A 14552-nucleotide genomic window follows, 5' to 3' on the forward strand; every position below is an offset into this window, starting at 1 on the left:
GGCTTTCCGGCATCGGGCGCTCCGGATTGTTTGACGCATTCTGAACAAATTGATCGGTCATTGCGGCCGCAACGATAATGAGGGAATGGGTTTGATGTCGATCGGTTTGGATCGGAGACTGGCGCGATGAGTTCCCGGATGGCTCGGTTCGGTCTGAGCGCATACCGTCTGGCGGGAACCGTGGCCTCTCCTGTTGTCGGCCTCTATATCACCTACCGCACCGCCAAGGGCAAGGAAGACCGAGCGCGCCGCCTGGAACGCTTCGGCTATCCAAGCGCCAATCGGCCGCAAGGCCCGCTCGTCTGGTTCCATGCCGCAAGCGTCGGTGAAACCAATGCCGTCATCCCGCTGATCCGCGAAATCCGCCGCCGCGATATCCATGTCATCCTGACGACCGGCACCATCACCTCCGCCAAGCTCGCCGCCGAGCGGCTCGGTCAAGACGCAATCCACCAATATGTGCCGCTCGACCTGAAGCCGTCGGTCAGCCGCTTCCTCGATTACTGGCAGCCCGATTGCGCCATCATCGCCGAATCCGAGATCTGGCCGGCAACGGTGCTGGAGCTTGGCCGCCGCCGCATTCCGCAGATCCTGATCAATGCCCGCATGTCGGACCGCTCCTTTACCCGCTGGCGCCGCCGCCCGGCGATAGCCGAAGCCCTGTTCGAGAATCTCGCCCTCGTCATCGCCCAGTCGGATATGGATGCAGAACGTTTCCGCGATCTCGGCGCTGTTCCCGTCATCACCTCCGGCAATCTGAAGGTCGACACCGACGCACCGCCTTATGACAGCGCTGTCCTTGCCCGCTACAAGAAGCAGATCGGCGACCGCAAGACCTGGGCGGCGATCTCGACCTTCGACGGCGAGGAGAATGCCGCTGCCATCGTCCATCGGGCGCTGAGGGAGCGCGATCGTCAATTGACGATCATCGTGCCGCGTCATCCGGAGCGCTGCGACGAGATCGAGGCGGCCCTGGTCAAGCTGGGGCTGAAGGTCGCCCGCCGCACCCGTGACGATGTCTTGTCGGCCGATGTCGATATTTTCCTCGGTGATACGATCGGCGAAATGGGCCTCTATTTGAGACTGACGGAAATCGCTTTCGTCGGCCGCTCGCTGTTTGCCGAAGGCGGCCAAAACCCGCTGGAGCCCGCCATGCTCGGCTGCGCCGTTCTCTCCGGCGGCCATGTACAGAATTTCCGCGATGCCTATCAGAAGCTCGCCCGCAGCGGCAGCGCCCGCATGGTGCGCGATACCGAAATGCTGGCCAAGGGCGTGCATTACCTGCTGATCAATGATGAAGCCCGCCGCAATATGATCGAGGCCGGCATCACCGCGGTGCACGAGATGCGCGGTGCGCTGACCGCGACCGTGAAAGGGCTGGAACCCTACATCAATCCGCTGACGGTGAAGGCGCGGTTGCTGCCCAAGGCCGTGGCCCAGGTCTGAGGATATATCATGTCGGCAGCGGCCCATATCAAAGGCATTCTCTTCGACAAGGACGGCACTCTGCTCGACTATGACGAGAGCTGGCTGCCGGTGAACCGGGAGCTTGCCCGCATCGCCGCGGAAGATGACCCGCTTCTGGCCGACCGGCTGCTGTCTGCCTGCGGCATGGATCCGGTGACCGGCCATATCGTTCCCGACAGCCTGCTTGCTGCCGGCAATACCCGCCAGATTTCCGAGGGTCTGGTTGCTGCGGGCTCGATGGTCGATGTCGACGAACTGACGGTGCGCCTAGACGCCCTGTTTTCCAGCGCCGCCGAATTTTCCGTGCCGGTGACCGACCTCGCCGGCTTCTTCGCAAGGCTGCATCGGCGCGGCTTCAAGCTCGGTGTCGCCTCCAGCGACAACGAACGGTCGATCCGCCAAACGGCGGAACGCTTCGGTTTTGCCCGCTACGTCGATTACATCGCCGGCTACGACAGCGGTTTCGGGGTCAAACCGGAGCCGGGCATGGTACTCGGCTTCTGCGCCGCGACCGGACTTTCGCCTGAGGAAGTTGCCATGGTCGGCGACAACAATCACGATCTGCACATGGGCCTGAATGCCGGCACAGGGCTCAGGATTGCAGTGCTGACCGGCACCGGTTCGCGCGATTCGCTTGCCGCTGCAGCCGATCATGTGCTCGACGATATCACCGCTCTCGAGGCGCTGCTGCCGGATCTGCAGCCAGCCTGACCGGCAGCATTCAACCTCGAAGATCGGAATCGATTTTCGAGGTTGAGTGCCAGTTCAAAGTCATAGAGCGTCCTTGACGCGTCCAATCGGGCGCGCGGCGCTCTAAGGGCTTGCATTTTCATCGATTTTGGCCTCTCAATCCCGCCGGTCGAAAAGCAAGGGGCCGGTTGCCGCAAGGCGGGCAGGGGAGCGGGACGGCAAGATGATATCCGAAGCGCCGCCGTTCTGGTGGCGGAAAGCCGATTGGCGGGCCTGGCTGCTGCTGCCGCTTTCCTTTGTCTACGGCCGTATCGCCGGCCACCGCATGGCCCATGCGCGCCGCGCCTCGGTTCCTATTCCCGTCATCTGCGTCGGTAATTTCACTGTCGGCGGCGCCGGCAAGACGCCGACGGCGCTGACCATTGCCCGTGCCGCCAAGGCGAAAGGGCTGAAGCCCGGCTTTCTCAGCAGGGGTTACGGCGGATCGCTCGATGTGACGACGGTGGTCGATCCCGATCATCACCGTGCGGTCGCCGTCGGCGATGAGCCACTGCTGCTTGCCCAGGAGGCGTTGACGGTGATTTCTCGCCGGCGCGTCGACGGTGCTCAGCGGCTGGTGGCGGAGGGCGCCGACCTCATCATCATGGATGACGGTTTCCAGAGTGCCCGGTTGGCGATCGACTATGCCCTGCTCGTCATCGACGCGACCCGCGGCCTCGGCAATGGCCATATCGTGCCCGGCGGCCCTGTCCGCGCGCCGATCGGCCAGCAGCTGCGTTCTGCGACAGCCCTGCTGAAGGTCGGTGGCGGCAATGCCGCCGACAGGATCGTCCGCATGGCGGCGCGCGCCGCAAAACCCTATTTCACCGCATCGCTGAAAGTGCGCGGCAACAACACGCTTGCCGGCATGAAGGTGCTCGCCTTCGCCGGCATCGCCGATCCTGCCAAATTCTTCCGCACGGTCGAATCGCGCGGCGCCGAAATCGCCGTCGCCAAGACCTTCGGCGATCATGAACACCTGACCGAAGAGGAGATCGACGACATCCTGACGACCGCCGAGCGTCAGGACCTGCTGATCGTCACGACATCCAAGGATTTCGTCCGCCTCTCCGGCCATCCCGGCAAGGCGGCGCAGCTTATTGAAAAGTGCCGGGTGATCGAGGTCGACATGGTATTCGAAGATCACCTCGCCCCGAGCCTGATCATCGACCGGGCGATCGCCGCCTGCCGCGAGCGCCGCCTCAGAGAATTGAAGGCTGAGGTTGAAGCGATTCCAGGAAAGGCCGAACCGCTCTAATCAGGCTGCAGCAAAACGTCCTCCCGTGGCAGAGACACCGGAAGTCAGACCAAGCCAGAGTGCTGCTCACATCTGTCCTTGCAATGTTATCACACGATCGAGTGAAGCAAAGTTTCGCGCGCCGAGGTCAGATGCGACCGGCAAGCGTGATTGATCAACGCGAGATTGCGGCTTTCGAGGGCATCGATCAGCGCCAGATGTTCCCCAATGGCGACCTCATTCCGCGCGCGTTCATCCCGCTTGTTCCACTGATAGTGATAGTGGAAGACCATGGCGATCACGTCTTGGAAGCTTTCGATAAAGCGGTTTGGCGCGACAGCCACAATCAGCCGATGGAATCGGCTGTCCAGTTCCGAGAAATCCTGAAACCGTGCATCGATATCCGCGAGCAGTTCCAGATGTGCCGCCCGTATAGCACGCACCTGCTTCCAGATGGGCGAGCCGTCGGGCAGGCTAGCGAACAGGCGTGCGGAGCGCATTTCGAACATCTCTCTGATCTCGAACAGTTCGAGTGCGAAACTCGCTGTGAACCCTTTAAAAACCCAGCCTGCATTCTGACGCTTCTCGATCAGCCCATATTTCTGAAATCGATTGAGAAACTCACGGACTATGGTTGTCGCGACGCCGAATTTCCGAGCTAATTCAGCCTCATTGATTTCTGTGCCCGGACAGGCATCGCCACGCAGCATCCATTCCATGAAACTCGTCTCGACCTGTTCCGAAATTGCTAAGGTCTCTTCCTTCGGATAGCGCTCTGTCTGCCGCGGCTGCTTCCGTATGATCCGCCTATGCGCTTCGGATATGATGATCCCACGTGCGGACATCGCCGCCAGCACCTTCCGCACAGTTGTTCTGCTTACGCCAAGCTGGGCGCGCAGTGCGTTTTCGGACGGCAATTCCTCCCCAAGATCGAATGTCCGAAGGATATCGATCATATCATTGAAGGCCCGCTTAAAGGTCGTATCCGTTCTCACTGAGCAACTCCCGGTATGTTTAGATATCCATAAAAAACAATTTGACGTACGTGTATCATATGTTTCTTATGTATAAAAAACCAGGGAGGCTCGGGAAATTTGGAAGACTCTGGGATTCTGCCTCAGAATTCGTCCCGGCCTGGTGGTTCGCAAGGTGCAACCTTCCACCCGAGACAATCTGGCATCACATTGGGACTGAAGCTTTTGAGCTTAGGCCCATTATTGATCCTCATTATACTCATTGCCGTCGTCAGTTTGATCACGCCGGCTTTTCTAAAGCCCAGCAACCTGGGGAACATCCTGGCGCAGACGGCGGTGATTGCTCTTGTGGCAATGGGGCAGCAGCTCGTTATCCTGACACGCGGGGTCGACCTGTCTGTCGGCTCAAATCTCGCGCTCGCGACAGTAGTCGGCGGACTCGTCTACCAGCAGGTTGATGCCTCGATCACCGTCATTATGGCCATGTTGCTTGCGGGTGCTGCCATCGGGGCGGTAAACGGCGTGGTGTTTGTCTACGGTCGGCTGCCACACCCCTTCATTATTACCCTTGCGACCTTGAGTATCTGCCGTGGCCTGGCACTTGCATTGGCGCCCGGCCACACCACCATGCGCGGGATGCCCGATACAGTTACTGCGATCGGTGGCGGCACGACGTTTGGTGTGCCCAATTCCTTCTTTGTCGTCGGGGTGTTCGGGTTCCTGTTTCTGATCCTGACAAAGTCAATGGTCTGTGGCAGATGGATCTATGCGGTCGGCGGCTCGCCGAATGCCGCCAGAAGCATGGGTATACCGGTAAAGGGTGTTCTGCTCTCGACCTACATTATCTCAGGCTTTTGTGCCGGTGCCGGCGCGGTGCTGCTGGCAGGACGGACCGGCGCCGCCTCGCCAATCTATGGCAATCTCTTGGAGCTCGACACGATTGCGGCGGTGATTATCGGTGGTGCTAGCTTCCTTGGCGGACGGGGCCATCTCGGCCACGCCCTGATCGGCGCCGTGCTGATCGGCGTCATCCGCAACGCCCTTAATCTTCTCGGCGTCGACGTGTTCTTTCAAATGATCGCGATCGGGCTCGTCATCGTCATCGCCGTAGAGGCTGACGTGCTTCGTAACCATCTCGAGGCGCGCGCGCGCGTGCTTCAATCGGCGAGAGTGCAATGAACGCTGCATCCGCCCCACCGGTCCTTTCGGTTCGAAATGCGCAGAAGCGCTTTGGCGCCATCCATGCCCTGAAAAATGTAAGCTTTGATGCATATGCAGGGGAGGTAACCGCTCTCCTGGGTGACAACGGCGCTGGCAAGTCGACGCTCGTCAAATGCATCAGTGGGCTTCATAGTCTCGACGAAGGAGAGATCCTTGTGGATGGTGCTCCCGTATTGCTCCATTCAACGGCGGCGGCCCGCCGCGCCGGCATTGAAACCGTCTATCAGGATCTGGCGCTTTTCGACAACCTGACCCCTGTGCAGAATTTCTATTGCGGGCGAGAAATCTCTTTCCCTTCTTGGCTGCCACGCCCGCTCCGCTTCCTCAACACGGGCGTGATGAAGCGGGAAGCAGCGCGTGTAATCGATCGTCTGAAGGTTAAGCTGCCGCGGTTCGACGCGCCGGTCGCGCTGATGTCTGGTGGACAGCGACAGGCGATTGCGGTCGCGCGCGCCATTGTTTTTGCACGCAAGCTGGTGATCCTTGACGAACCAACGGCCGCCCTCGGTGTTCGCGAATCTCGCCAAGTTCTCGACCTTGTCAATCAGCTTAAAGCTGAAGGCAATGCCGTGATCATAATCACACACAATATGGAACATGTCGTCGAAATCGCCGATCGGGCAGTGGTGCTGCGGCAGGGTCGCAAGGTGGGTGAACTGAAGCCAACCGAAGCGAACAAGCAGGACCTTGTCGCGATGATTGTCGGCGCCGAGACTTAAAGGAGATCGCTGCTTCGTTAGGGCAGTGGACAACGAGATCGCTCTAGAGGAGGGCGGTCGAAACATGGGAGGTGTATCATGAAACCGCAATCCCTGCTGGGAGCTCTCGCTCTCCTGGCTGTCGCTGCAGTCCCGTCCTTGGCGCAGGAGCCGGTCAAGCTCGGCTTTATAACCAAGTTCCCGGTACCGTTCTTCGCAACAATGGAGAACGCAGCCAAAGATTATGCAAAGAGAAATCCCGGCGTCGAGATCATCTACGGGCAGGGCACGTCCGCAACCGACATCGAGGGCCAGATTGCACAGATCGAGTCCATGGTGACACGAGGCGTGCAGGGCATTGCCCTCACGCCCGTCGATCCGACCGTGTCCGCTGCCCTGGACAAGGCGGTGGCGGCCGGTGTCAAGGTCGTGCTGATGGATAACAATATTCCGGATTGGAAAGGCAGGACGGCGCTTGCCACGACCGATAATTTCGCCGCGGGCAAAATCGCCGGCGAATATCTCAAAACTGTTCTTAAAGCCGGCGACACGCTCGGGATTCTCGAGGGTGTGCCCGGTGTGCCAGCGCTTGATGACCGTGTGAAGGGTATGCTTGAAGGGCTGCAGGGCCTTGACGTCAAGATCGTCGGGAAAGGCGCAACAAACTGCACCGAGGAACTCGGGATCAGTGTCGCCGAAGATCTGCTCACGAAGAACCCGGACCTCAAGGCCATTTACGCCGCTTGCGGCCCGCCCGCTGCTGGCGCGGCGCGCGCAATCAAGAATGCCGGCACTGCCAATGACAAGATTGTGCTGGTCGGTTTCGACTTCTGCTGCGGTGAAGAGGAAGCGCTGAAGAGTGGAATCGAGGATGCTTCGGTGGCGCAGTTCCCCACCAAGATGGCTGAACTCGGTGTGGATGCGCTGGTAAAATCGATTCGCGGAGAGACGGTGGAGTCTTTGATAGATTCTGGCGCCGCGCTCGTGACGCCTGAGAATATGGCGCAATTCAAGTAAACACTTGCCCCTCTGTGCAATTCGCAAAGAGCACATGGACCATGTTGTTGCTCAGCAAACGGCCCGTCCTGCGTGGGGCGGGCCGGACCTGTGGCCCCTCGCACGCGGCCGCGCTCTAACGCCGCTGGTTCGGCAGCACGCCGGCGCGTTTGTCGGCTTCGATGGCCGAGATCACGTCGGCATAGGGTTCCTGCCGGGCGACGCTCCAATAGCGCAATTCGTCGAGCGGGATCTGTTTTCCCGTCATCGCGCAGACGACATAGGAGCCGGGCGAGAGAATCTGGAAATCGCCGTCGAGGTACCGGATCTTCGCCTCGCGGTTTCCGTGTCCTTCGAACAAATTCATGCGCTCCGTTCCCTGCAGCCTGTCATTAAAGCTTGTCGCGCAAAAGTGTGCCGCGGATTTGCGATCACGACATGCGGAAAACCAAAGACCTAAAGCGTGGAAAGCGAATCTGAAAGATCGCGGCACGCTTTAGTCTGCCATACTCCCGCAAGGGCTGCTTTTCCAGCTTTTTTAGCTTCTGCCGAAAAGCCGCTCGATATCACTGAGCTTCAATTCGATATAGGTCGGCCGGCCATGATTGCACTGGCCGGAGCCTGGCGTCACTTCCATTTCCCGCAGCAGCGCGTTCATTTCCTCCGGCCGCAGCCGCCGTCCGGAGCGCACCGATCCGTGGCAGGCCATCGTCGCCGCCACATATTCGAGCTTGGCCGACAGGCCCGACGCCGTATCCCATTCGGCAATCTCGTCGGCAAGCTGGCGGATCAGGCCATGCGCATCGACCTCGCCGAGCATGGCCGGCGTCTCACGCACGGCGATCGCCCCGGGACCGAAACGCTCGATCGCCAGGCCGAGTTCGGAAAGCTCGGCCGCATGCTGCATCAGCCGGTCGCAATCCTCTTCCGGAATGTCGACGATCTCCGGGATCAGCAGCACCTGCGAGGCCAGCCGCTTCGAATGCAGCGCCTTGCGCATCGCCTCGAAGACCAGCCGCTCGTGTGCGGCATGCTGGTCGACGATCACCAGCCCGTCCTCGGTCTGGGCGACGATATAATTGGCGTGGATCTGCGCCCGCGCCGCGCCGAGCGGATAGCGTGCGACCGTCTCGGCTGCTGCCGGCTGCGGCGAAAACTGCGGCTCGGCCCGCGCCGTCGGCATCGACAGCCCGTCGAAGGAGGCCTGCGGCCGATCGCCGAAACCTGTTGCCGGCTGGTAGGGACGAAAGGGCGAGGTCTCGGCCGACCATGCCGTCTGCGGCCGTTGCGCGTGTGGCTGAAAACCGGGGCGGAAGGAGCGCAGCATATCGCTTGCCCCGGTCGTTGCCGCCCGGCTGCCGTCGCGCGCCAAGGCCTCGCGGATGGCGCCGACGATCAGGCCGCGTACCAGGCCGGGGTCGCGGAACCGCACGTCGGATTTTGCCGGATGCACGTTGACGTCGACGAGCGCCGGATCGAGTGTGATTGACAGCACCGCCACCGGATGGCGCCCAGACGGGATCGTCTCGGCATAGGCGCCGCGGATCGCCGAGAGGATCAGCTTATCCTGCACCGGCCGGCCGTTGACGAAGGCGTATTGATGGGCGGAGTTGCCGCGATTGAAGGTTGGCACGCCGGCAAAACCGGTCAGCGCGATCTCCTCGCGTTCGGCGTCGAGCGCAATGGCGTTGTCGCGGAATTCCTTGCCGAGCACCTGCGCCATACGCGCCAGATGGTCGTCGCCGGTCGCTGGGAATTCCAGCGTCGTGCGGTCCGAGCCTGACAGCACGAAGCGCACAGCCGGGAAGGCGATTGCCATGCGCTTGACGATTTCGGTGATTGCGCCGGCCTCGGCTTTCTCTGTCTTGAGGAATTTGAGCCGGGCGGGCGTCGCGAAGAACAGGTCGCGCACTTCGACGATCGTGCCGGGATTGGCGGCCGCCGGGCGCATATGCGCAATCTTGCCACCGTTGACGGCAATCTCGTGGCCGCCGGCGCTGTCGCGTCTGCGACTGGCGATGCTGAGCCTTGCGACCGAGCCGATCGAGGGCAGTGCCTCGCCGCGGAAGCCGAGCGTGCGGATATCCTCAAGCGTCTCCGATAACTTCGAGGTGCAGTGGCGCCTGACCGCCAGTTCCAGGTCGGCCGCGTCCATGCCCGAGCCGTTGTCGCTGACGCGCAGCAGCGCCTTGCCGCCGCCTGATGTGGCGATCTCGATGCGCGTCGCGCCCGCATCGATCGCGTTTTCGATCAGTTCCTTGGCAGCGCTCGCCGGCCGTTCGATGACTTCGCCGGCGGCGATCTGGTTGATGAGCGTTTCGGAAAGCTGTCTGATGGCCATGGGCTATTTTCGAGGATTCGTGGGCCGGAGGGAAGGGGTTTCGATGGGCTTTCCCAAAGCGTGATCCGGGGGCTCCCTCAAACTTGGGAGGTCGCTAGTGTTAAGCCGGTTTTAACATAAAAATGGCATTTCTATTCATATACCTCCGGAAGCTGTGAAATCGAACAGATGTGGGACGCAATGGAATGAGTGCCGGCTTCGAAAAGGCGGACACATCATCGGAAACCGACGGGATTTCCGCCGAGGCCGATCTGCAGACGGCGCTTTTCGATGTGGTGTGCGACAGCCTTGCGGCAGCCTTCATCATCTACGACAAGAACGATCATCTGATCTTCGCCAGCCGCCAGACGCTGGAATTTTTCCCACTGCCGCCCGAAATGCTGAAGCCCGGGACGCGGCTTCGCGATTTCCTCGGCGCGATGTACGACACCGGCATTCGCCAGCAATATGATGTGAAGCAGCGCGGCTCGCTGAGCCGCGAGGACTGGCTGTCGCAGAAAATCGCCTCGCACTGGCGCGAGCGCTTTGACTCCGTCGAGCGTCACGGGACCGACAGCTGGGTCCGTTTCGTCAAACGCCGGCTGCCGGGCGGTTACGGCGTCACCGTCATTTCCGACATTTCCGAGGACAAGAAGCGCGAAGAGCAATGGCGCTCGGATCTCGAGCGTGTGCAGCTCACCGAGGACATTCTCGACAATCTGCCGTTCCCGCTCTTCGTCAAGGACCGCAACCTCACCTATGTCGCGGTCAATCTCGCCTTCTGCGAGAAATATCAGACCACCGCCGACGAGGTGCTCGGGCGCAAGAGCGCCGATCTTTTTTCAGATGAGATCGCCAAACGCTTCGAGGAAAGCGATCGTCATGTGCTGGAGACCGGCGAGATGTCGATCTCCCGCCAGCGTCAGATCTCCCGCGACGGTATCGAGCGCGACATTGTCAGCCGCAAGCACCGCATCGGCAAGTCGGGCCGCTATTTCCTGGTGTCGACCATGCAGGACCTGCCACGCGACGGCGCCGATCTCGACGAGTTCGGTCGTGCATCGACGATCACCACTTCCAGCAATCAAAGCTATCGTCGGGCCTATGTGCCGGCGCCGAGCGCCGTCGAGCGCCGCGAGCCGGCGGCGATGGAAGCGATCGTTCCGGAGAATTTCTCTGGCCGCAAGGTCCTCGTCGTCACTGCCGACCTCGCCGCCGAGACCGCCGCACTGCGGACGCTGTCGAAATACGGTTTCGAATCCTGCTCGGTCCGCGGCGAGGACGAGGAGGAGCGGTTCCTGGAAATTGCCACCTCCTCCGGGATCTCGCTCGATCTGCTGATCATCGATAATCAGATGGGCATGCGCTGCCTCGAGCTTGCCGAGCAATACGGTATCCCGGCGCTGGTCATGGACGGCTTTCAGATCGCCAACGAGCTCACCTTCCAGATCGCCCGCCATTTCAACCGCAACAGCCGCAATAGTGGCGCCGGTGCGGATACGGATTGGGAGATCAGCATTTCCGACGACGTCGTCGGCCTGCAAGTTCTCGTCGCCGAAGACAATGATATCAACCAGATCGTTTTTTCGCAGATCCTCGAAGGCCTTGGTTATCGCCATATGATCGCGGCAACCGGCGACGAGGTCGTGCGCTTGTGGGCCGAGCACCGGCCGCAGATCGTGCTGATGGATATTTCCCTGCCGGGCTTCAACGGCTTCGAGGCCGCCCGCCTTATCCGGCAGATGGAGGAAACCGGCAGCGGAACCCGCACCCCGATCGTCGGCGTGCTTACCCAGGCCTTCGAACGAGACCGTGCCGAATGCGCCAAATCAGGCATGGACGATGTCATCATGAAACCCGTCAGCCCTGACATGCTCGAGGCTGTATTTCAGAGATACCTGATGGAAGAGGCCGTGCGAGCGCGAGGCTAGCCGTAAATAGCTGTCAACCCCTGGATTTCGGAGGGTCCAAGCGGCAAGGGCTGCTGATTTACTATCGAATTGTTAAGACATGCCGGTCATTCTCTGCGTGGCGCGGGAAAGCTCGGGTGGATAATGAAATCGGCGGAAATGGCCTTCTCGACCGTCGGTCAGAATGGGCTTCAGGCGATGGCCTATAGCGATCCGCTGACCGGATTGGGAAACCGCAATCGCATGCGGGACAAGGTCTTGCAGATCTCTTCGGAGCGCGCCAGCGATCCGGCCCCCTTCACCATCGGCATCGCCAATCTCGACAGTTTCAAACCGATCAACGATCTCTTCGGCTCGACAGCCGGCGATGAAATCCTGTGCCAGGTCGCCCATCGCCTGAGGGCCTGTATTCCTGATGGCGCGCTGGTTACCCGCCATGACGGAGATGAATTCGCTTTCGTGTTGCCGCTGATTTTCGAACGGGCGAGTGCCGAGAAATTCGGCCAGATGATCCGCGAGGTGCTGTCGGCCCCCTATGACCTCGGCGACCGCAACGTCCGTCTCTCCGCCTCCCTCGGCTTTGCCATCTACCCGTTCGCCGGAGAAGATTGCGAGGAACTGCTGAAGAGCGCCGAAACCGCACTCTACCGTTCCAAGCGCCGCGGCCGCGGCCAGGTCACCGTTTATTCGCGCGAGATCGCGCAGGAAATGAAGCGCGCAACGCAGCTGGAGCAGGCGCTCAGAAACGCCATCATCACCGACGTGATCGACGTGCATTTCCAGCCGATCGTCTCGCTCTCCAACAATCAGGTCGTCGGCTTCGAAGCGCTCGCCCGCTGGAACGATCCGGATCTCGGCTTCGTCTCGCCCGGCGTCTTCGTGCCGCTGGCCGAAGAGCGCGGCTTCATCGATGCGCTGTCGGAGGCGCTGCTGCGCAAAGCCGCCGAAGCGGCCCTTTCCTGGCCGCGCGAACTCTTCCTGTCGTTCAATCTCTCCTCGGCCCAGCTGATGGACCCGGGCACGAGCAGCAGCGTCCTGTCGATCCTCGGCCGCGTCGGTTTCGATCCGCATCGCCTCGAGCTGGAGATCACCGAGACCGCGGTCATGAGCTCTGCCGACACCGCCCACCGCATTATTGCCGATTTGCGCGCCGCCGGGGTGCGGATTTCGCTGGACGATTTCGGCACCGGCCAGTCGAGTCTCGGGCGCCTGCGCGACTTCATCTTCGACAAGATCAAGATCGATCGTGCCTTCGTGTCCCGCATCAACTCCGACCGCGCCTCCGAACACATCATCAAAGCGATCCTGACCATGTGCGAGGGCTTGGACCTGGAAGTCGTGGCGGAGGGCATCGAGGATTATGCCGAGGCGGTGAAGCTACGCACGCTCGGTTGCGGCATGGGCCAGGGCTACCATTTCGGCCGTCCGGCCGACGGTATCGCCACGCTACGCTTCCTGCACGAGAACTATTACGATCCGGCAATAGTGGAGCGTGTCAGCGCCTAACATCGTGATGTCGGCTCTGCCCCCGGATGTATAATGCACGATCGCGTTGGATTCCGACTCCGGCTTGGCAGAAAAATGGGAAGCCGTGAGTGACACCCAATAGCAGTTCTCTTTACGTCTCGGCGTCAACATCAGCGGAACAGCTGCTACCGGTTCGGTCTCGTGCGTTCTATTTCGACGAGAGCATCATGCAGTGCATCGAGTAGCACATCTGCATTCTCGCAGGTGAAAGGGAGCGGTGGCCGAATTTTGAGAACGTTACCATTTAGTCCTGAGGCACTTATCAATACACGCCGATCACGGAGCCCATTAACAACCTTCAGCGCCAGGAGGCTATCTGGCTCGCGGCTGTCCTGATTTCCTACAAACTCCAACCCGAGAAACAACCCACTGCCTCGTACATCTCCAATCGAAGTGAACGTCGCTTTCAAGCTGTTCATTCCTGCGAGCAGGTAGTCCCCTGTCTTGCGCGCGTTATGCATGAGATTTTCGTTCTTGATAACGTCAAGTACAGCCGAGGCAGCGGCCAAAGAAACGTTGTTGGCCCCAAATGTGTTGAAGTAACGTATATCCTGGCCGAAGCACTCCTGGATGTCCGACTTCATAATGGCCGCTGCGATTGGCATTCCGTTACCCATCGCCTTGCCGATTACTGCAATGTCCGGGACGACTTCGTGACGCGCAAAACCCCACATGTTTGAGCCCACTCGCCCGAAGCCGGGCTGCACCTCGTCAGCGATATAAAGTACGCCAGCTTTGTTTAGCACATCAACGACAGGTTTGAGGAAACCGGGCGGATCGGCAAAAACGCCATCCGTGGAAAAGACGCTATCGGCGATAAAGGCCGCTGGCGTGATACCCCGGCGGCGCATGTGGCCAATCGCTTTAGCGACGTCCTGCGCCAATGCCGCGCCAACATCACGACCATTGGCGCGATAGGTGTCCGGCGCCGGCACCGTGAGCACATGCTGGCCAAGGGGTACACTATCCCCAAGCAACGGCGAGATTTCCGCCGCCGAAGCCGTAACGCCATGATAGGCGTTCTCCGTAATGATGATGCCGGTGCCACCTGTATAATAGCGTGCCAACCGGAGGGCTAGATCGACCGCCTCGCTTCCGGTGCAGGTGTACATCACACGGTCCAGGTCTGCCGGAAACGTCGCCAAAAGCCTTTCAGAGTAGGAGAGGATTTGGTCGTTCAGATAACGTGTATGAGTATTGAGTTGCGATGCCTGGTGACTTATTGCGTCCACGACGTGCGGGTGGCAATGACCAACCGACGGCACGTTATTATAGGCGTCGAGATAGGTTTCTCCGTCCGGTCCATACAGCCATACGCCTTTGGCCTTTGTGATATGGACCGGATTTTCATAAAAGAGCCGATACGACGATCCGAGTAACATCTGCCGGCGCTCGATCATCTTTCGCTCTCGGTCCGGCAGGCTACCGAGCCGAGCGGCGTCGAAGCCGTTAACCATAGCCGCACTCGGCTTG

Annotated in this window: 12 protein-coding genes; 8 read left to right on the top strand and 4 right to left on the bottom strand. The window is 60.4% G+C overall.

All coding sequences use genetic code 11. From position 1 onward, the window contains the following. Positions 1–126 precede the first annotated feature (126 nt). The 3 genes from waaA to lpxK all read left to right on the top strand — a co-directional run bounded on the left by waaA (position 127) and on the right by lpxK (position 3454). Positions 127–1446 (top strand): lipid IV(A) 3-deoxy-D-manno-octulosonic acid transferase, encoded by a 1320-nt coding sequence (gene waaA, locus J3O30_RS04660; protein ID WP_207583107.1) that lies wholly within the window; start codon positions 127–129, stop codon positions 1444–1446. 9 nt (positions 1447–1455) lie between these two features. Next, entirely contained in the window at positions 1456–2178 is a 723-nt protein-coding gene (locus tag J3O30_RS04665; protein ID WP_207583108.1) for an HAD family hydrolase, read from the top strand. Between the two features lie 202 nt (positions 2179–2380). After that, a complete protein-coding gene (gene lpxK / locus J3O30_RS04670) occupies positions 2381–3454 on the top strand; it encodes a tetraacyldisaccharide 4'-kinase (protein WP_207583109.1) in 1074 nt (357 codons plus the stop codon). An 89-nt stretch (positions 3455–3543) separates the two neighbouring features. Here the strand turns inward: lpxK and J3O30_RS04675 are convergent, their stop codons facing one another. Then, entirely contained in the window at positions 3544–4428 is an 885-nt protein-coding gene (locus J3O30_RS04675; RefSeq protein WP_207583110.1) for a GntR family transcriptional regulator, read from the bottom strand. Between the two features lie 99 nt (positions 4429–4527). Between J3O30_RS04675 and J3O30_RS04680 the strand changes: the two genes are divergently transcribed. From J3O30_RS04680 to J3O30_RS04690, 3 genes are all read left to right on the top strand, one after another. Continuing rightward, a complete protein-coding gene (locus tag J3O30_RS04680) occupies positions 4528–5586 on the top strand; it encodes an ABC transporter permease (RefSeq protein WP_207583111.1) in 1059 nt (352 codons plus the stop codon). Next, positions 5583–6347: an ATP-binding cassette domain-containing protein gene (locus J3O30_RS04685; RefSeq protein ID WP_207583112.1), complete on the top strand. Its 765-nt coding sequence runs from the start codon at positions 5583–5585 to the stop codon at positions 6345–6347. The genes J3O30_RS04680 and J3O30_RS04685 overlap by 4 nt, the downstream gene beginning before the upstream one ends. A gap of 78 nt (positions 6348–6425) precedes the next feature. After that, positions 6426–7343, top strand: a complete 918-nt coding sequence (locus J3O30_RS04690) for a sugar ABC transporter substrate-binding protein (RefSeq protein WP_207583113.1) — start codon at positions 6426–6428, stop codon at positions 7341–7343. A gap of 115 nt (positions 7344–7458) precedes the next feature. On the opposite strand, the gene J3O30_RS04695 is transcribed toward J3O30_RS04690, so the two are convergent. Continuing rightward, positions 7459–7689, bottom strand: coding sequence for a DUF2093 domain-containing protein (locus J3O30_RS04695; RefSeq protein ID WP_003588271.1), 231 nt, complete (start codon positions 7687–7689; stop codon positions 7459–7461). A 171-nt stretch (positions 7690–7860) separates the two neighbouring features. Further along, entirely contained in the window at positions 7861–9663 is a 1803-nt protein-coding gene (gene mutL / locus J3O30_RS04700) for a DNA mismatch repair endonuclease MutL (RefSeq protein WP_207583114.1), read from the bottom strand. A gap of 185 nt (positions 9664–9848) precedes the next feature. Here mutL and J3O30_RS04705 point away from each other — a divergent pair, with 185 nt between their 5' ends. Both J3O30_RS04705 and J3O30_RS04710 read left to right on the top strand, forming a co-directional pair. Next, entirely contained in the window at positions 9849–11573 is a 1725-nt protein-coding gene (locus tag J3O30_RS04705) for a response regulator (RefSeq protein WP_207583115.1), read from the top strand. A gap of 120 nt (positions 11574–11693) precedes the next feature. Next, positions 11694–13058: an EAL domain-containing protein gene (locus tag J3O30_RS04710; protein ID WP_207584259.1), complete on the top strand. Its 1365-nt coding sequence runs from the start codon at positions 11694–11696 to the stop codon at positions 13056–13058. Positions 13059–13204: 146 nt separating this feature from the next. Here J3O30_RS04710 and J3O30_RS04715 read toward each other — a convergent pair whose 3' ends face one another. Next, positions 13205–14536, bottom strand: a complete 1332-nt coding sequence (locus J3O30_RS04715) for an aspartate aminotransferase family protein (protein WP_207584260.1) — start codon at positions 14534–14536, stop codon at positions 13205–13207. Between the last annotated feature and the right edge of the window lie 16 nt (positions 14537–14552).

It is taken from the genome of Rhizobium sp. NZLR1, assembly GCF_017357385.1.
Lineage (GTDB): Bacteria > Pseudomonadota > Alphaproteobacteria > Rhizobiales > Rhizobiaceae > Rhizobium.

Bases quoted from the DNA above. Each gene is read 5' to 3' on its own strand.
- mutL (WP_207583114.1), bottom strand. From the start codon at position 9,663: ATGGCCATCAGACAGCTTTCCGAAACGCTCATCAACCAGATCGCCGCC.
- J3O30_RS04665 (WP_207583108.1), top strand. From the start codon at position 1,456: ATGTCGGCAGCGGCCCATATCAAAGGCATTCTCTTCGACAAGGACGGC.
- J3O30_RS04690 (WP_207583113.1), top strand. From the start codon at position 6,426: ATGAAACCGCAATCCCTGCTGGGAGCTCTCGCTCTCCTGGCTGTCGCT.
- J3O30_RS04685 (WP_207583112.1), top strand. From the start codon at position 5,583: ATGAACGCTGCATCCGCCCCACCGGTCCTTTCGGTTCGAAATGCGCAG.
- J3O30_RS04705 (WP_207583115.1), top strand. From the start codon at position 9,849: ATGAGTGCCGGCTTCGAAAAGGCGGACACATCATCGGAAACCGACGGG.
- J3O30_RS04695 (WP_003588271.1), bottom strand. From the start codon at position 7,689: ATGAATTTGTTCGAAGGACACGGAAACCGCGAGGCGAAGATCCGGTAC.
- waaA (WP_207583107.1), top strand. From the start codon at position 127: ATGAGTTCCCGGATGGCTCGGTTCGGTCTGAGCGCATACCGTCTGGCG.
- J3O30_RS04715 (WP_207584260.1), bottom strand. From the start codon at position 14,536: ATGGTTAACGGCTTCGACGCCGCTCGGCTCGGTAGCCTGCCGGACCGA.
- lpxK (WP_207583109.1), top strand. From the start codon at position 2,381: ATGATATCCGAAGCGCCGCCGTTCTGGTGGCGGAAAGCCGATTGGCGG.